Origin of the sequence: Streptomyces sp. SCSIO 75703, from assembly GCF_036607905.1 — a bacterium.
GTDB lineage: Bacteria > Actinomycetota > Actinomycetes > Streptomycetales > Streptomycetaceae > Streptomyces.
In genome coordinates this window covers 2514366-2532048 of the sequence record NZ_CP144555.1, presented here as the reverse complement: position 1 = coordinate 2532048, position 17683 = coordinate 2514366, and the positions used below count along the sequence as shown (strand labels likewise).

The window sequence follows — 17683 nt, the reverse complement described above, 5'->3', positions numbered from 1 at the left end:
ATGAACTCCCGTCAGCGCCGCGGCGTCATCCTGCTGATCCTGTCGGTCCTCTGCGCCCTCGCCGCCTTCGCCGGGGTCCTCTCCGTCATAGGCGACGTCAAGTCCAAGGTCGGTCCCGAGGTCACCGCCTACCGCGTCAAGGCCGACGTGCCGCCCTACACCGCCCTCGGCGCCGACCAGTTCGAGCGGATCGGCATGCCCGAGCGCTGGCTCTCCGACAACGCCGTCACCGACCTCTCCGGCATCCGCGGCAAGATCGCCGTCACCACCCTCAAGAAGGGCTCCCTGCTCCAGAGCGACATGGTCGTCGACCAGCCCGCCCTGCGCCCGGGGGAACAGGAGGTCGCCATCATGATCGACGCGGCGACCGGCGTCGCCGGCAAGATCACGCCCGGCTCCACCGTGAACGTGTACGCCACCTTCGAGGGCGACCGGAAGAACACTCCGGCCCAGTCCAAGATCATCGTGACCGACGCCCGCGTCATCGACGTCGGCGAACTGACCTCGCTGGAACCCGACGCCGGCAACCGCGCCCGCCGCGCCACCGAGGCCGTGCCCATCACCTTCGCCCTGTCCACCCTCGACGCCCAGCGCCTCACCTACGCCGAGTCGTTCGCCCAGCGGGTCCGGCTCGCGCTCGTGGCACCCGGCGGCGACCCCACGGTCCCGGACGAGGACCGCACGTACGAGCTCGCGAAGGACAAGTGAGAGCCCCCATGCCCACGCGGATCCTCCCGGCGGCCGGCGACGCGGACGCCCTCCGGTCCCTCACCGCCCTGCTCGGCCGGCTCCCGGACGCCGAACCCGCCGCCCCGGTGACCGACTCCACCCAGCTCGTCGACACCCTCGCCCGCATGGCCGCCGCGTCCGTCGACGACCTGCCCGAGGTGGTGGTCGTCCACGAGCGGATCGGGCCCGTCCCCGCCCTGGAACTGATCCGCGAGATCGCCCTGCGCTTCCCCGCCGTCGGCGTCATCCTCGTCACCACCGACGCCGGACCCGGCCTCTTCCAGGCCGCCATGGACCACGGCGCCCGCGGCCTGCTCGCCCTCCCCCTCGGACACGAGGAACTCGCGGCCCGGGTCCGCGCGGTGGCCCAGTGGTCGGCGGGCATGCGCCGCCACCTGGGCAGCGCCGTCGAGGTGTTCGACGGGCCCGGCGGCACCCTCGTCACCGTCAGCGGCGCCAAGGGTGGCGTCGGCACCACCCTCACCGCCATCCACCTCGCCCTCGCCGCGCAGGCGTCCGGACGGCCCACCGCCCTCGTCGACATGGACCTCCAGACCGGCGACGTCGCCTCCTACCTCGACGTGCAGTTCCGCCGGTCGGTCGCCGACCTGGCCGCCATCGCCGACATCTCCCCGCGCGTCCTCGCCGACGCGGTCTTCCGCCACGACACCGGCCTCGCGCTGCTCCTCGCCCCCGGCGAGGGCGAACGCGGCGAGGACGTCACCGACCACGGCGCCCGCCAGGTCATCGCCGCCCTGCGCTCGCGCTACGAGGTCGTCGTCGTCGACTGCGGCGCCCAGCTCGGCGGCGCCGGCGCCGCCGCCGTCGAGAGCGCCGACCACGCGCTCCTGGTCACCACCCCCGACGTGGTCGCCGTCCGCGGCGCCAAACGGGCGGTGCGCATGTGGGACCGCCTCCAGATCCGCAAGGCCGAGGAGACCACCGTCGTCGTCAACCGCCACACCCGGGGCACGGAGATCCAGCCCCCGCTGATCCGGCGCATCACCGGCACACAGGTCGCCGGCACCACCGTCCCCGCCCACTTCAAGGAACTCCAGGCCGCGGTGGACGCCGGCCGCGTCCACGACCTCGACGGCAAGAGCACCGTACGGCAGGCCCTGTGGACGCTCGCCGCCGAACTCGGCCTGGTCCAGGCCCAGGAGAACGCCCCCAAGCCCGGCCGCTTCCGCGGAGACCGGGGGGCGCGGGGCACGCGGGGCCTGAGCGGCGTGCGGGGCATGCGGGGGCGGGGTGACAGTGGTGGCGGCAGTGGCGGCAGTGGCGGCAGTGGCGGCAGTGGCGGGGGAGGGCGGGGGGACAGTGGTGCCCTGGGTGGGCGCGGTGACGGGGGTGGACTCGGTGGCGGTGGGCGTGGTGAGCCAGGTGGGACGGGTGAGCTGAGTGGGCCCGGCGGCCGGGGTGGCCGGCGCGAGCTGGGCGGGGCCGGATTCCGCCGGCGCGAGGACGGTGGCGGATGAACCGCCGGGCCGCCTCGCGAGGGCGAGGCTGGGACGACGGCTGGCACGGGGGCCGCGGTGGGCAGCGGAACGGAGGCGGGCGGCGAGGGGCTGGGCCGAGGTCCGGAGAGGAGCCCGGACGGGGACCGGGGCAGAGCCCGGTTGACGAGCGGGGCCGGGCACGGGACCGGTACGAGGGCCGGGGTACGGGGCTGGTCGGGGACCTGGTGCGGGCCGTGGGCGGGGGCCGGGACGCGAGCCGGGGCGAGCAGTGCATGGGCCGGTGTCTGGACGGGAGCCTGTACGTGAGCCGGGGTGAGCGGCTTGGCCGGGGACTGAGCCGGGGATTGAGCCGGAGTCCGGGCGGGGACTGGCGCCGAGGTTGGGGCCGGGGCCGGGGGAGCAGGCCCCGAGTGGACAGGGGCGGAGACCGGGGTCAGGTCACCGTCGAGTTCCTCGGCATGCTCCCGGCGATCCTCGCCACGCTGGTGGTCCTGTGGCAACTCGTCCTCGTGGGGTACACGTTCACCCTCGCGGGGAATGCTGCGGACGAGGCGGTACGAGCGGCCACTGCGGCCGGCCGCGGAGCACGGCAGGGCGCCTGCCAGGACGCCGGCCGGGACAAACTGCCGGGCGCGTGGGAAGGGGGCGCCGACGTGCGGTGCGCGACCGGCGGCGGCTACGTCACCGCCGACGTACGGCTCAGGGTCCCCATCCTCTTCCCGGGCACGATCGGCTTCCCCTTCGACGTCACGGGGCACGCCGGCGCCGTCGAGGAGGAGGACGACTGAGATGCCGTACGCCCAGCGGCCACGCACCCGCCCGCACCGAGACCGTGACAGTGACCGTGACCGAGACCGGGAGCGGGAGCGGGACCGAGAACGGGAACGGAACCGGGACCGAGAAAGGGAACGGGGCCGGGAACGGGACCGGGACCGGGAACGGGGCCGGGACCGGGGCCAGGTGGCCATCGAGTACCTCGGCTTCCTGCCGATCCTGCTCCTGGTCGCCCTCGCCGGCGTCCAGCTCGGACTGATCGCCTACACCGCCCAGCAGGCCGGCACCGCCGCCCGCGCCGGTGCTCGCGGCGCCTCGCTCGAGTTGAGCGCACAGGACGCCTGCGCACGGGCCGTCAGCTCCTGGCTGGCCGACGGAACGAACTGCCCGCCCTCGTACGACGGGGACGCGGTGACCGTCACGGCGAGCATCGTCATACCGTCCGTCGTCCCCGGCTGGGACTTCGGCACCGCGACGAGGACGGCCACGATGCCGCTCGACCACCCGACGGGCGGGTGACGGACGTGGGTGGTGTGAGCACAGGGAGCGCCGGCAGCGAGCTGGGGGTGGTGAAGCTGCGGGATGTGAAGCCGCGCGGTGTGAACGAGGAACGCCACTTCAGTCGTGTGAACCGCCTGAAAGGTGTGAACTTCCTACGCTGCGTGAACAGTGTGAATCGCATGAACCAGGCGGTCGGTGTGAACCGGGCGGTCGGTGTGAACCCGGTGTGCGACGTGAATCCCGTGTACGCAGCGGACGGTGTGAACTCCGTGAACTCCCCGAACCATGTGAACCGTATGAGCCATGTGTACCGCGCGGACCGCCGAAGCGAGGCGTACGCCGCGCGCTATGTGCATTGCGCGAGTTGCGTTCACGCTGTGAACCGTCCGCGCGGTGTGAACCAGGTGCCCGAAGTGAACCCACCGTACGGCGTGAACCGCCTGCACGCTGCGCATCGCGTGAACGAAGCGAACGGCGTGAACGGCGCGAACGGCGTGAACGGGGTGAGCCGCGCAGGTCGTGTGAACCATACGGACCATGTGAACAGCGCAAGCCGCAGAAACAGGGCGAGCGGTGTGAACCGCGTCAACCCCACCGCCCCCACCAGCCCCACCGCCCCCACCAGCACCCCCACCACCTCCGCGCACGAGGAGCAAGGAGCACCGGACGCATGAGCCTGCGCGCACGCATCCACTCCCCGGAGGAGAACGGCAGCCGGGGCCAGGACGGACACCTCGTCGCCTCCTACCGGGCCAAGCTCCTGGAAGAGATCGACCTCGCGGAGATGAGCTCGCTGACCACGGCCGAGCGCCGGTCCCGGCTCGAACGCGTCCTCGGCCACCTCATCAGCCGCGAGGGCCCGGTCCTCTCCACCGCCGAACGCGCCCAGCTCATCCGCCGCGTCGTCGACGAGGCACTCGGACTCGGCATCCTCGAACCGCTCCTCGAAGACCCCTCGATCACCGAGATCATGGTCAACGGCCCCGACGCCATCTTCGTCGAGCGCGACGGCCGGGTCGAACAACTCCCGCTGCGCTTCGCCTCGCACGACCAGCTCATGCAGACCATCGAGCGCATCGTCTCCACCGTCAACCGCCGCGTCGACGAGTCCCACCCCATGGTCGACGCCCGACTGCCCAGCGGCGAACGCGTCAACGTCATCATCCCGCCGCTGTCGCTGGGCGGCGCCACCCTCACCATCCGCCGCTTCCCCCGCTCCTTCACCCTCCAGGAGCTGATCGGCCTCGGCTCGCTCGACGAGAACATGCTGTACCTGCTCGCCGGACTGGTCCGGGCCCGCTTCAACATCATCGTCTCCGGGGCCACCGGCACCGGGAAGACCACCCTGCTCAACGCCCTGTCCGGTCTCATCCCCGAGACCGACCGCATCATCACCATCGAGGACTCGGCCGAACTCCAGCTCCAGCAGTCCCACGTCATCCGCCTGGAAGCGCGCCCGCCCAACGTCGAGGGCAAGGGCCGGGTCACCATCCGCGACCTCGTCCGCAACTCCCTGCGCATGCGCCCCGACCGCATCGTCGTCGGCGAGGTCCGCGGCGGCGAGTCCCTCGACATGCTCCAGGCCATGTCCACCGGACACGACGGCTCCCTCGCCACCGTCCACGCCAACAGCGCCGAGGACGCCCTCACCCGGCTCCAGACCCTGGCCTCCATGTCCGACGTGGAGATCCCCTTCGTCGCGCTGCACGACCAGATCAACAGCGCCGTCGACGTCCTCGTCCAGCTCACCCGCTTCGCCGACGGCGCCCGCCGCATCACCGAGATCGCGCTGCTGGCCAGCCACGGCGGGGAGCCCTACCGCCTCGCCACGGTCGCCCGGTTCGACGCCCGGCCGATGGGAGTCGACGGCCGCGTCCACGGCACGTTCGCCTACCACCCCCTGCCGCGCCGCGCCGCCGAGCGGCTCTACATGGCGAGCCAGCCCATCCCCCAGGCGTTCGGTGTGGCGCACCACGCGGACCAGCTCACCACCCGAGAAGCCAGGTAGGACACCCGATGGAACTGGAAACGCTCGTCACGCTCACCACCGGCATCACGCTGCTGACCTGCGTCCTGGCCGTCGTCGGCGTGCACTCCTACGCCGCCGGACGGGCCCAGCGGCAGGCACTCGTCGAACGCCTCTCCGCCTCCGGGCATCCGCCGCCGCCGGGCCGGCGGCGCCACTTCCCCGGCCTCGACCGCCGGCTGCGGCGCACGCGGCCCGGCCGCGGGCTGGAACGCCGGCTCGCCGCGACGGGACTCGACATCACGCCGGGCGAGTTCACCGTCGCCCTGCTGGCCACCGTGGCCGGCCTCTGGCTGGTGGGGCAGGCGGCCCTGGCCCCCTTCTTCGGCCCCCTCGCCGGGCTGCTCGGCCTCTGGGCGGCACTGCAGTTCCTGGACTGGCAGCGCCGCCGCCGCATCGAACGCTTCATCGCCCAACTCCCCGAACTCGCCCGCATCCTCGCCAACGCCACCCAGGCCGGCCTCGCCCTGCGCACCGCCATCGGCATGGCCGCCGAGGAACTGGAGGCCCCCGCCGGCGAGGAACTCGGCAAGGTCGCCGACCAACTCGCCCTCGGCGCCTCCATGGAGGACGCCCTCGGCGAGCTCGCCGAACGCCTCCCCTCCCGCGAACTCGTCGTCCTCGTCACCACCCTCGTCCTGTCCAACCGGGCCGGCGGCCAGGTGGTCGGCGCGCTGCGCAACCTCACCGACACGCTGGAGGAGCGCAAGGAGACCCGCCGCGAGGTCCGCACCCAGCTCTCGCAGGTGAACATGACCTCCTACGCCGTCCCCCTCCTGGGCGTCGGCTCGTTGTTCCTGATGAACGGCGTCAAGGACGGCGCCCTGGAACGCATGACCGGCTCACCGGCCGGCCAGGCGGCCGTGATCGTCGCCTTCGGCCTCTACGCCGTCGGCTTCGTCCTCATCCGCCGCCTGTCCCGCATCGACGTCTAGGCACGACAGCCAGAGAAGGAGGGAGGAGACGCGCATGGGACTTCTGCTCGCCCTGCTGATGGGCCTCGGCGTGTGGGGCGCCTTCGCCGGCATCCGCATGTACCGGGCCGACGCCAAGCTCCCCGACGACCTCGCCCTCGCCCTGGAGGTCGGCTCCACCCGCACCGGCGCCGTCGGCTCGCTGATCGACCGCATGGGCATGCGCTACGCCCCCGCGGTGCTGCGCCTCATGGGCCCCCGCCAGGTCGCCAAGTACCGCCGCCGCATCGACCTCGCGGGCAACCCCGGCGGCCTCACCATCGACCGTTACGCCGCGCGCCGCGCGGTCTACGGCTTCCTCGGCGGGCTCGGCTTCCTCGTCTTCCTGCTGCGCGGGCAGTTCCTCGTCGCGCTCCTGCTGCTGGCCTTCGGCGCCTTCTGGACCGAGGTCGGCATCCGGTCGGCGATCCGCGTCCGGCGGGACGTCATCGAACGCACGCTGCCCGACTTCCTCGACGTCCTCGCCGTCGTGGTCGGTGCCGGGCTCGGCTTCCGCCAGGCCCTGGACCGCGTCGCCACGCACTACGAGGGCCCCTGGGCCGACGAACTGCGCATCACCCTGCGGCAGATGGACCTCGGCATGAGCCGCCGCCAGGCCTTCGCGGAACTGCGTCGCCGTAACGACTCCGAGCAGGTCGCCATGTTCGTGACCGCCCTCCAGCAGGGCGAGGAACTGGGCGCCCCCATCGTCGACACCCTGGTCGCCCTGGCCCGCGACATGCGCCGCACCGACGCCCAGAACGCCCGACGCAAGGCCGCCCGCGCGGTGCCCAAGGCCACGATGATGATCACCACCTTCATGGTTCCGGCCACGATGATCCTGCTCGGCGCCGGCCTGATCCTGGGCTCCGGCACGGACTTCGGCACGCTCACGGGGGAGTAGGGGGCAGCGTGATGGCGACGGTGGTTCCGGGGGCGGGGCGCGCCGCACGCCGGGAGACGAGGCGCGGCGACGCGCGGAGGCGGTCCGGGCGCGCGATGACGGGGGCCGGGGGTGTCCCTGTGACGGGCCGTGCCCTGGTGACCGGATGGGGGGCGCTACCCGTTCCTGTGCCCGGGCCGGGGGCGTACGGGGTGTCGGAGGAGTGCGGGAAACCGGGTGGGTCGGGCGTGTCGGCCAGGTGGCGGAAGAAGGGCGTGTCGGCACGGCGGCCCCGTCTCGGCAAGCCGGGCGTGTCGCGGGGGCGTGCCGTGTCGGCAGAAGGCGGTGAGCCGTCCGGGCCGGGATGCACGGCGACCACCTGCGCGTCAGCGTGCACGACGACGGCCGCGGCCTGCCGCCCGGTACGACGCTCACGCGCCTGCGCCAGGCCGGCCACTTCGGCCTGGTCGGCATGGTCGAACGCGCCGCGTCCCTCGGCGCCCGCATCCGCATCGGCCGCGGCGGCCAGGTCACCGGCACGGAGGTGCGGGTGGACCTGCCCCTGGCCGGTGGAGCCCCCGCTACCACGATCGTCTGACGAGAGGAGGCCCGCCGATGCGGGACGACACCACGCGCCACACCCGGGCCGCGTCCCACCCCACCCCCGCCCCCATGCCTTTTCGCCGGCCGCGGGGGCGGAGGCGCTGCGGGTCGTCGTGGCCGACGACAACCTCGTCGTGCGCGCCGGCCTGACCGCCCTGCTCTCCGGGCGGACGGACATCACGGTCGTCGCCGAGGCCGCCGACGGCCGTGAGGCGTGCGAGGCGACCTACCACCACCGTCCCGACGTGGCCCTGCTGGACGTCCGCATGCCCGTCGTCGACGGCATCGCGGCGCTCCCGTACCTGGTGGGCATCGCACCGGTGATGATGCTGACGTACAGCGGGGAGTCGGAGAGCGTCCGGGAGGCGCTGAGACGCGGAGCGGGGGGGCTGCCTGGTCCACGGTGAGTTCACCGCCGACGCCCTCGTCACGGCGGTACGGGACGTGCGGCACGGCCGCGCCCACTTCACCCCGACGGCGGCGCAAGCCCTCCTCGCCCACGTGCGGCAGAGCCCGCCCCCGGACACGCCCCCGCCGGACACCCTGGGCCTGGACAGTGCGACTGCACACGCCCCTATACCCCCAACAAGCCTGTCGCCACAGCGAGATTGGGGAAATTCCCTCAAACGGCTTTCGCACTTGCAACTCCCCGTGAGACAGTCGACGTCGACCGCTCCCGACCGGTCCGGCTACCGACTGAGCAGCAGGGAGGTGGAGATCATGGACCTCATCGCATCCGGAATGACCAACCAGCAGATCGCCGCCGCCTGTTTCATCAGTGAGAAGACGGTCAAGAACCACATCAACCGCATCTTCGCCAAGCTCCACAGCACCCGCCGGTCCGAGGCAACCGCCAAGTGGCTCGGCACGGCACCGGACGGTGACCCGCGATGACCGAGGGGACGACGAACGACACGCCCGAGCCCGGGTTTTGGGCCCGGATTTGGGCCCACGGGCCCTCCACCGCCCGGCGTGTCCCGCCGTACCGTCCAGCCACCGACAGCGGCACCGGCCACCCGGGAGGGGAACACCATGACCAACTGGCTCCGCACCATCGCCGCCCACCTGCACCCCCGCACGGCCCACGACGACCGGGGCCAGACGGCGGTGGAGTACCTGGGCATCATCGCCGTGGTCGTCGCCATCGTCCTGGCCATCACGGGCACGGACATCGGCCAGTCGATCTACAACGCCATCACGGACAAGATCACCGAAGTCACGGGCGGCGGCTGACGCCCCGCCACGGGCGCAGCGACGCCGGGCAGGCGTTCCCCATCTATCTCACGGTGGTGGGTGGCCTGCTCTTTCTCGCGCTCGCATATTTCGCGGTCGGCCAGGCCGCGGCGAACCGGAACGGCGCCCAGACCGCCGCCGATGCGGCGGCACTCGCGGCGGCCCAGGACACCCGGGACCAACTCGCGGGACAATGGGTGGAGCAGCTCCTCGACCCGACCACCTGGCAGGACATCTTCGACGGCAGAAACGTGACCACCACGGATTCCTGCGGGCGCGCGGACGCGCTCGCAGGCCAGAACGGGGCTCGCGTCCTGAACTGCGTGCAGCACCGGATCCTGGCCTTCACCGTGGAGGTGGAAGCCGAGAAACCGGTGGGGGACTCCATCGTTCCCGGCACCGAGAACACCAGGTCCCGGGCGTCAGCCACTGCGGTCGTCGAGCCTCTGTGCACCTTCCGGGCAACCGGCGAGGACGACGACACCCTGCCCCAGCTTCGTTGCGAGGACGTGGACTGGGACTTGGACCCGGAAGAGACCGGCGATCTCCCCAAGCCTTCGGACCTCTTCGAAGTCCACCTGGCCGACCAGTGAACGAACGAACGAGCATGGAGAAGGGAACGGAGTCATGGGTACCCGGTTCACCGTGAGGGTCCGCAGGGAGTTGGTCGCCTTGACCGTCGTGGCCGGCCTGGCTTTCGGCGCCACCGGCTGCGGTGGGGACGGCCAGGACGACAAGCCGGATTCCTCCGCCGCCTCCGGCTCGCAGACCGGCGGGTCCAAACCGCGTCCTCAGGAGGGCTCTTCCGAGACCGTGGCCGAGCTGAAGGGGCCCGCCGGCCTGTTGCTCAAGGTCACCTCCGCCGAGCGCGACTCAGGAGGCTTCGTCACCGTGAGCGGCGATCTGAAGAACGACAGCAGCGAAACGGTCAACATCCCCGCCCAGCTCAGCGGCAACGAGACCGAGATCATCCGGAACGGCCGGTCGCTCGGCGGGGCGACCTTGGTCGACTCGAAGGGGAAAAAGCGTTACTACGTTCTCCGGGACACGGACGGCCGACCCCTCACCACCACCAACTTCCCCGCGATGAAGGCGGGGGAGACGCTGCCGGTGTTCATGCAGTTTCCCGCACCGCCGGACGAGGTGTCCGAGGTGACGTTCCAGTTGCCCATGTTCTCGACCGGCACCCTCCAGATCTCCGGGTGAGGCCCCCCATGACCGCCGTACCGCGCTTCGCGCTGGTTCTCGCCGCTGCCTCCGTGCTGCTCGCCGGGAACCTGCACGCCGCCACCGCGGCCCGCGCCGAGGACGATCCCGGCGGGCCCCCCGGCTCCGAGGTGTCCTCCGCCGCGCCGGTCGAGGTGGACGCGGCCGACCCGGACCTGAAGCTCCCGGAGGGGGCCACCCTCGCCCAGGCCAAGGTCCTGGACATCAAGTCGGTCGTGGAGGAGCAGAGCGGCGACGAACGCCGCGAGGACACCAACACGAACGTGACGTTCGCCCTCCAGGCCGAGGTGCTTTTCGGGAAGGACAGCGCCGAGCTCGGCGCCGCGGCCCAGTCCCGCATCGCCGGCATCGCGGAGGAGATCAAGGCGCAGAACGCCACCAAGATCCGCGTCTTCGGGTTCACCGACAACCTCGGCTCCTCCGCCCACGGTGACGTGCTGTCGAAGAAGCGTGCCAACGCCGTGCAGGAACTCCTCGCCCAGTCACTGAACGACTCCGGCGTCACCTACGAGGTCCGCGGTTACGGCGAGGACTACCCGATCGCCGACAACTCCACGGAGGCCGGCCGCAAGAAGAACCGCAGGGTCGAGGTCTCCTTCCCTCGCGCGGACGGCTGAGCGGTCCGGGGAAGCGACCCACCGGCCCCGTCCCCGGCCCCGCGGGGCCCCACCCGCCCCGGCCCCGGCGCCGCGCCACCCGCCCTTGCTCCTTCGCCGCTCCCTCCCGCCATCCCCACCCCCGCCCCCGCCCCCGTCCTGCTACGTCTCCCTCTCCACCGCCACCCGCACCCCGGTCCGCACCCCCCACCCGGCCATCGCCCCGGCCGCCGCCTCCAGGACGTGCCGGGAGCGCAGCCTTGGCCGGCCCAGCCTGCCCGGCGCCATGGTGCGCACCGCGAGGACGGTGAACCGGCGGTCGAGGTACGCCACGTCGATCGGCATCCGCATCCGGAACGTGTGCACTCCTCCGGCGGGCGTCAGCAGCATCGCCCCCTCGACGGTGTCCCGCCCCAACAGCCCCCGTGTCCGCGCCCGGTACGAGGCGGCCACCTCCAGCGGCACCCGCACCTCCCCGGTGGCGTGCCCGGCGTCACTCCTGCCCCCACCTCCGGCGTCCCCGGGCCCGCCTTCCCCGCCCCCGGCCGCCCCCGCGCCCACCACCAGGACCCCGTGCCCGTCCCGCCACCGCCGCCGTAGCCGAGCCACCCCGGCCCTCCCCTCGCTCGTCCGTCGCCGCCATCCGTACCCGCGTCCCAGATCCCCGCACCCCGAGCACCGCCCCTCCGGCCGCCGGGCCCCCGCCCCCGACCGCCACCCGCCCGCCCCTGCCCCCGGCACCGCCCCCCTGCCCCCTACCCGACGCCCCCCCGCACCCTGTACCCCGCATCCTGCACCCCGCACGCCGCCCACCCCCGGACACCGCGCGCCAATCGGGCGTAACCGGCGCACCTTCGCAAAGATCGGCAAACATTCGCGTGCCCGGAGGGAGCGTGCGGAATCGCCCGTCGATCCTCACAAGGTTTCCACATCGTTACCCGTACGGGCGTCTACGGGGTCGAAACCGGGCCGCTCGGTCGCGTAGGTTCGGACCAGGTAATTCGCGTCAGCAAAGCTGCGCGGAGCGGCACCGCGCGGTGGAGGGGGCTGCGCGGTGCCGGGTCAACTTCACGTTCCTCCCGGATGTCACCCGGTCGAGGGATGCGGGGGCAATCACTCGCGCGGCGCACAGCGCGCGCCGATTCCTCCAGGGCGCCCCCGTTGCTCCCGCGCCCCCGGAGATTTCGCCGGAAACCGGCATGTTCCGGTCGCGCCTTCCAGTGGAATGGGGGATTCCGCGGGTGCCGCCCCGTCGCCGCGTGACTCCGGAGCGTAGTTGTGGTGCGTCGATGCGCGCGGCATCACTTACGAAGGGTTATGGTGGAACCCCCCCCCTCGGGCCGGTCCGTATCCCCCCCACGGACCGGCCCGTTTTTCTGCCCGCGCCCGGACCCAGGGGCCCGCGCCCGGACCCAGGGGCCCGCGCCCGGACCCCGGGCCGATGCCCCGTCGGCCCGTCCGCCCCGGCCCGGCGCCCGGCCGTCCATCCGGCCGACGACGGTGCCCCGCGCCCGCCCGGCCCACGCCGTGCTCCCTCGCCCCGCCCCGAAGGCCCGGCGAGCCCGCCCCCCCGCAGCCCCCCCGCAGCCCCACCCACGGCCCCATTCGCGCCGCTCCCCAGGGGCGCCTTGACGCACGGCATAGAGACATCCCCCGGGGCCGCTCACCCCCACCCCACCGTCGCCCCCCACGCCCCGTCACCCCCCGCGTCACGAGGAGTTCACCGGTGCGCCGTGACCGCGTCTGGCATGGCGGAGGTCGTTCTCGGGCATAAGCCAAGCAGGTCGACACCCGACCCACGGGTGTCGGATCTCAGCGGGCGGCGCGGAGTCGCCCGCCCGGGAGGCCCTTTGCACCAGCCCGATCGTGCGGTCACGGCACGGAAGACGCCGCGGAGGGCCGGTCCTCGGCCCGCGCCCGCGCAGGGCGGCCGCGGACCGGCCGGCTCGTTCCCGCCCTCCCGGCCCAGCATCCGCTCCGTCGCTCCCCGACCTCATCCGAGGGGGTACGTCCTTCCGTGGTGACCAGCACAAAGCGCCACAAGCCCGATCGGCGCACCTATGTACTCGACACCAGCGTCCTGCTGGCCGACCCGAACGCCGTGCACCGCTTCGACGAGCACGAGGTCGTGCTCCCGATCGTCGTGGTCACGGAGTTGGAGGCCAAGCGGCACCATCCCGAACTCGGCTACTTCGCCCGCCAGGCCCTGCGCCTGCTCGACGAACTCCGGGTCCGGCACGGTCGCCTCGACGCCCCCATCCCCATCGGGGACCTCGGCGGCACCGTACGTGTCGAGCTGAACCACTCGGACCCCAGTGTGCTGCCCACCGGCTACCGCCTGGGGGACAACGACTCCCGCATCCTCGCGGTCGCCCGGAACCTGCAGGCGGAGGGGTTCGACGTCACCGTCGTGTCCAAGGACCTCCCGCTGCGGATCAAGGCGTCCTCCGTCGGCCTGCTCGCCGAGGAGTACCGCGCGGAACTGGCCATCACGGACGCCTCCGGCTGGACCGGCATGTCCGAGCTGACCCTCCCGGGCGAACAGGTGGACATCCTCTTCGAGGAAGGCCGCGTGCACGTTCCCGAGGCCGACGACCTGCCCGTGCACACCGGGCTGACCATCCAGTCGGAGCGGGGCAAGGCGCTCGGCCGCGTCACTCCCGAGGGCGGCGTCCGCCTCGTGCGCGGCGACCGGGAGGCGTTCGGCATCAAGGGCCGCAGCGCCGAGCAGCGGATCGCGCTCGACCTGCTCCTCGACCCGGACGTCGGCATCGTCTCCATGGGCGGCCGGGCCGGCACCGGCAAGTCCGCGCTGGCCCTGTGCGCGGGGCTGGAGGCCGTGCTGGAGCGGCGTCAGCACCAGAAGGTGATGGTCTTCCGTCCGCTGTACGCGGTCGGCGGGCAGGAGCTGGGGTACCTGCCCGGCTCCGAGGCGGAGAAGATGAGCCCCTGGGCGCAGGCCGTCTTCGACACCCTGTCGGCGGTCACCAGCCGGGAGGTCATCGAGGAGGTCACCGCCCGCGGCATGCTGGAGGTGCTGCCGCTCACCCACATCCGGGGTCGGTCGCTGCACGACGCGTTCGTCATCGTCGACGAGGCGCAGTCCCTCGAACGGAACGTCCTGCTGACCGTGCTGTCCCGGATCGGCGCCAACTCCCGCGTCGTCCTGACCCACGACGTGGCCCAGCGGGACAACCTGCGCGTCGGGCGGTACGACGGGGTCGTCGCCGTCGTCGAGAAGCTGAAAGGGCATCCGCTCTTCGCGCACGTCACCCTGACCCGCTCCGAGCGGTCCCAGATCGCCGCGCTGGTCACGGAGATGCTGGAGGACGGCCACATCTGAGCGGACCCGGCGGGCGGCCCCCGGGCCGTCCGTCCCCGTCCACCCCCGCCCGTCCCGCGCCCGTCCCGCGTCCGTCGGCGCCGTCCGGAAAGGCCAAGAGCCTAGCCGGGCGGCGCCTTCGCGCGCGGGAGATTCCCGGATTCCCCTGAGCCGAACGGGATGTGAGCTTTCACACGCAACGGAGAATTGCCTCGCGCCGCCGGGGTACGGCAGAGTCTCACTCCTGTCAGGCCCCGCATACGACACACCGCCCTCAGGGGCACCCCGCGCTGTCACGGCAGCGGGGGACAGGCACCACCGCAGCACCACGTCAACTCCATAGCACCGTCGTATGCCGCCCGAGCACCATGCGGCGCTCCCCGCCGGGGAGTCGTCCACCGGGCCCGCGCCTCCCGTGGCCCGTAGTTGGGGAGGCCAGCGCCAGGGGCACGATCGCGTCCGCGAGGGTCACCAAGCGGGCGATGCTGGAAGGAAACCGTGTGAGCCGGATCTCGGTCCGGGGATTCGCAGTGGCCTCGGCCACCGCGGTCACCGCTGTCGGAAGCGTCGTCGGAGTTGCCTCGGGCAGCACCGCGCAGAACAACGACGCCGAAGCGACGGCCAGTGGCACGACGTTGCTCGCGGACATCCCCGTCGGCCAGCAGGCCCAGGTGCAGACCGCTTCCCTGACGCAGCAGGCCGACGCCCAGGCCATCGCCGCGGACGCCAGCGCCAAGAAGGACGCCGAGGAGGCCGCCCGCAAGGCAGCCGCCCAGACCGCCGTCGCCAAGCAGGAGAAGGCGAAGAAGGCGGCCGAGGAGGCGGCCAAGAAGCGCGAGGAGGAGAAGGCAGCCGCGGCCAGCCGCGACGCCGCGCGCCAGGAGGCCACCACCTTCGCCGTCCAGAGCAGCTACACCGTCAGCCAGATCCAGGCCATGGCCCGTCAGATGGTGCCGGCCGGTCAGTGGCAGTGCTTCAGCAACATCGTGAACCACGAGTCGAGCTGGAACTACAAGGCGGTCAACCCGTCCTCCGGCGCCTACGGCCTCTTCCAGGCCCTGCCCGGTTCCAAGATGTCCTCGGTGGGCGCCGACTGGCAGACCAACCCCGCCACCCAGATCAAGTGGGGCCTCAACTACATGGACAGCCGGTACGGCAGCCCGTGTGACGCCTGGGCCTTCTGGCAGGCCAACCACTGGTACTGAGCCGCCGCCCGGTCCTCGCTCAACCTTCCGAAGCCCCCCGCCGTCCTCAGGTGGGGGGCTTCGCCCTGTACGGTCGGAACGGACGGCTCCTGGGGGGAGTGGTGGGGACACACGGGGGAAGAGGACGGATCATGTCACAAGTGCCAGGGTGGCTCGGCCGGCTGGGCGCCGGCCTGACACGGGTGAGCAGGCAACTGGACGCCCGCCGCGCCGAGGTGGAGGCGGAGGCGGACGTCCCCGATCCCGTCGGCGCGGTGCCGCTGCCGGGCCCGGACCCGGCCCCCGGGGCATCGGGCGCGGACCGGACGGCCCCCGAGTCCGACCCCCTGGCCCACCCGCCGGTCGCCTTGCCGCAGCGGCCCGATCCCGCGCAGGCCGTCCCGTGGGGGATGCGCGTCGCCGCCGAGGCCGGCTGGCGGCTGCTCGTCCTCGCCGGCACCGTCTGGGTGCTGATGCGGATCATCAGCGCCGTCCAACTCGTCGTCCTGGCCTTCGTCGCCGCCCTGCTGATCACCGCGCTGCTCCAGCCGGCGGTGGCCTGGCTGCGCCGCCACGGCGTGCCGCGCGGACCGGCGACGGCGCTCACCGCGATCCTCGGCTTCGTCATCATGGGCCTGATGGGCTGGTTCGTCACCTGGCAGGTGATGGAGAACATCAGCAGCCTCTCCAACCAGGTCCAGAACGGCATCGACGAACTGCGCAAGTGGCTGCTCGACAGCCCCTTCCACGTCACCGACAAGCAGATCAACGAGGTCGCCAAGAGCCTGCGCGAGGCGGTCGGGGCCAACACCGACCAGATCACCTCGGCCGGACTGGAGGGCGTCACCGTCGTCGTGGAGGCGCTGACCGGCATCCTGCTGGCCGCCTTCTCCGTCCTCTTCCTGCTCTACGACGGCCGGCGGATCTGGCACTGGACGCTGAAGCTGGTGCCGGCCGCCGCGCGCCCCGGCGTGGCCGGCGCCGGCCCGCGCGCCTGGCGGACGCTGACCGCGTACGTGCGGGGCACGGTGATCGTGGCGCTGATCGACGCCATCTTCATCGGGCTCGGCATCTACTTCCTGGACGTGCCGATGGCCGTCCCGCTCGCGGTGTTCATCTTCCTGTTCGCCTTCATCCCGCTCGTCGGCGCCGTGGTCTCGGGCGCGCTCGCCGTGGTGGTGGCGCTGGTCACCCAGGGCGTGTTCACGGCCGTGATGGTGCTCGTCGTGGTGCTGGCGGTGCAGCAGATCGAGGGCCACGTCCTCCAGCCGTTCATCCTCGGCCGGGCGGTGCGGGTGCACCCCCTCGCCGTGGTGCTCTCCGTCGCCGCCGGCGGCATGGTGGCCGGCATCGGCGGCGCCGTGGTCGCCGTCCCGCTGGTGGCGGTGGCCAACAGCGTCGTCGGGTACCTCGGCGCGTACTCCCGCGAGGCGGCGCTGCGGCAGACCCCGCGGCCACGGGACGCCCCGGCCGGGGACGCCGCCCCGGTACCCGGCCCGCAGGACGGGGAGGAACCGGCCCCGCAGCGGTGAACCGGAGCGGCACCGGCCGCCGGCTTCCGGAGCGGCGGAGCCCCGCCCGCCCCGGCCCCGGACACGACGGAGCCCCGTCCGCCTGATGGGCGGACGGGGCTCGCGTACGGCGTGGCGCGGACGCTACTGGGCGAGGACCGCCTCGGCGTCCAGCGTGGCGCCGACGGCCTCGACCACGGCGGCGATCTTGAACGCCTCCTGGATCGTGTCCCGGTCGACGCCGGCCTTGCGGAGCACCTGCTCGTGCGAGTCGAGGCACATGCCGCAGCCGTTGATGGCGGAGACCGCGAAGGACCACAGCTCGAAGTCGACCTTGTCGACGCCGGGGTTGCCGATGACGTTCATCCGCAGGCCGGCGCGCAGGGTGCCGTACTCGTGGTCCGACAGCAGGTGCCGGGTGCGGTAGAAGACGTTGTTCATCGCCATGACGGCGGCGGCGGCCTTGGCGGCCGTGTACGCCTCCGGCGAGAGGTTCGCCTTCGCCTCCGGCTCCAGCTCGCGCAGCACGATCGGGGAGCGCGAGGCGATCGCGGTCGCCAGCACGGCGCCCCAGAGCTGCTGCTCGGGCAGGGGGGAGTTGCCGATGACCGAGCCCAGGTTGAGCTTCAGGTCCTTGGCGTAGTCCGGTATCGCGGACTTGAGGGAGTCGAGCGACATGTC

17 protein-coding genes and 2 pseudogenes are annotated in these 17683 nt (G+C 72.6%); 17 read left to right on the top strand and 2 right to left on the bottom strand.

Annotated features, from left to right (window positions below; all coding sequences use genetic code 11):
- The 14 genes and pseudogenes from cpaB (at position 1) to VM636_RS10845 (ending at position 11006) form a co-directional block, all read left to right on the top strand.
- Positions 1–708: a Flp pilus assembly protein CpaB gene (gene cpaB / locus VM636_RS10910; protein WP_053914470.1), complete on the top strand. Its 708-nt coding sequence runs from the start codon at positions 1–3 to the stop codon at positions 706–708.
- 8 nt (positions 709–716) lie between these two features.
- A complete protein-coding gene (locus tag VM636_RS10905) occupies positions 717–2207 on the top strand; it encodes a cellulose synthase operon protein YhjQ/BcsQ (protein WP_338484309.1) in 1491 nt (496 codons plus the stop codon).
- A gap of 440 nt (positions 2208–2647) precedes the next feature.
- Positions 2648–2977: a pilus assembly protein gene (locus VM636_RS10900; protein ID WP_234312857.1), complete on the top strand. Its 330-nt coding sequence runs from the start codon at positions 2648–2650 to the stop codon at positions 2975–2977.
- 172 nt (positions 2978–3149) lie between these two features.
- Positions 3150–3482 (top strand): TadE/TadG family type IV pilus assembly protein, encoded by a 333-nt coding sequence (locus VM636_RS10895; RefSeq protein ID WP_037860089.1) that lies wholly within the window; start codon positions 3150–3152, stop codon positions 3480–3482.
- Positions 3483–3496: 14 nt separating this feature from the next.
- On the top strand, positions 3497–4138 hold the full coding sequence (locus VM636_RS10890) for a hypothetical protein (protein ID WP_234340482.1): 642 nt from the start codon (positions 3497–3499) through the stop codon (positions 4136–4138).
- Positions 4135–5472: a CpaF family protein gene (locus tag VM636_RS10885; protein ID WP_053914471.1), complete on the top strand. Its 1338-nt coding sequence runs from the start codon at positions 4135–4137 to the stop codon at positions 5470–5472. Before VM636_RS10890 ends, VM636_RS10885 begins: the two co-directional genes overlap by 4 nt.
- Positions 5473–5480: 8 nt before the next feature.
- Positions 5481–6425, top strand: coding sequence for a type II secretion system F family protein (locus VM636_RS10880; RefSeq protein WP_030423337.1), 945 nt, complete (start codon positions 5481–5483; stop codon positions 6423–6425).
- A 34-nt stretch (positions 6426–6459) separates the two neighbouring features.
- Positions 6460–7347 (top strand): DUF5936 domain-containing protein, encoded by an 888-nt coding sequence (locus VM636_RS10875; protein ID WP_030423338.1) that lies wholly within the window; start codon positions 6460–6462, stop codon positions 7345–7347.
- A gap of 337 nt (positions 7348–7684) precedes the next feature.
- Positions 7685–7924, top strand: a pseudogene (locus VM636_RS10870) (two-component sensor histidine kinase); the annotation flags it as partial.
- A gap of 106 nt (positions 7925–8030) precedes the next feature.
- A pseudogene (locus tag VM636_RS10865) lies at positions 8031–8823 on the top strand (response regulator transcription factor).
- 138 nt (positions 8824–8961) lie between these two features.
- Positions 8962–9162 (top strand): Flp family type IVb pilin, encoded by a 201-nt coding sequence (locus VM636_RS10860; RefSeq protein ID WP_053914474.1) that lies wholly within the window; start codon positions 8962–8964, stop codon positions 9160–9162.
- Positions 9159–9755, top strand: a complete 597-nt coding sequence (locus tag VM636_RS10855; RefSeq protein WP_053914505.1) for a pilus assembly protein TadG-related protein — start codon at positions 9159–9161, stop codon at positions 9753–9755. Before VM636_RS10860 ends, VM636_RS10855 begins: the two co-directional genes overlap by 4 nt.
- A gap of 34 nt (positions 9756–9789) precedes the next feature.
- Positions 9790–10368, top strand: coding sequence for a hypothetical protein (locus VM636_RS10850; RefSeq protein WP_053914475.1), 579 nt, complete (start codon positions 9790–9792; stop codon positions 10366–10368).
- A gap of 8 nt (positions 10369–10376) precedes the next feature.
- Positions 10377–11006: an OmpA family protein gene (locus VM636_RS10845; protein ID WP_053914476.1), complete on the top strand. Its 630-nt coding sequence runs from the start codon at positions 10377–10379 to the stop codon at positions 11004–11006.
- Positions 11007–11147: 141 nt separating this feature from the next.
- On the opposite strand, the gene VM636_RS10840 is transcribed toward VM636_RS10845, so the two are convergent.
- Positions 11148–11594, bottom strand: coding sequence for a DUF192 domain-containing protein (locus VM636_RS10840; RefSeq protein ID WP_053914477.1), 447 nt, complete (start codon positions 11592–11594; stop codon positions 11148–11150).
- 1408 nt (positions 11595–13002) lie between these two features.
- Between VM636_RS10840 and VM636_RS10835 the strand changes: the two genes are divergently transcribed.
- The 3 genes from VM636_RS10835 to VM636_RS10825 all read left to right on the top strand — a co-directional run bounded on the left by VM636_RS10835 (position 13003) and on the right by VM636_RS10825 (position 17023).
- Positions 13003–14328: a PhoH family protein gene (locus VM636_RS10835; RefSeq protein WP_030418995.1), complete on the top strand. Its 1326-nt coding sequence runs from the start codon at positions 13003–13005 to the stop codon at positions 14326–14328.
- Positions 14329–14789: 461 nt separating this feature from the next.
- Entirely contained in the window at positions 14790–15512 is a 723-nt protein-coding gene (locus VM636_RS10830) for a transglycosylase SLT domain-containing protein (RefSeq protein WP_078855762.1), read from the top strand.
- 131 nt (positions 15513–15643) lie between these two features.
- Positions 15644–17023 (top strand): AI-2E family transporter, encoded by a 1380-nt coding sequence (locus tag VM636_RS10825; RefSeq protein ID WP_030418997.1) that lies wholly within the window; start codon positions 15644–15646, stop codon positions 17021–17023.
- 123 nt (positions 17024–17146) lie between these two features.
- Here VM636_RS10825 and VM636_RS10820 read toward each other — a convergent pair whose 3' ends face one another.
- Positions 17147–17680 (bottom strand): alkyl hydroperoxide reductase, encoded by a 534-nt coding sequence (locus VM636_RS10820; protein WP_030418998.1) that lies wholly within the window; start codon positions 17678–17680, stop codon positions 17147–17149.
- Between the last annotated feature and the right edge of the window lie 3 nt (positions 17681–17683).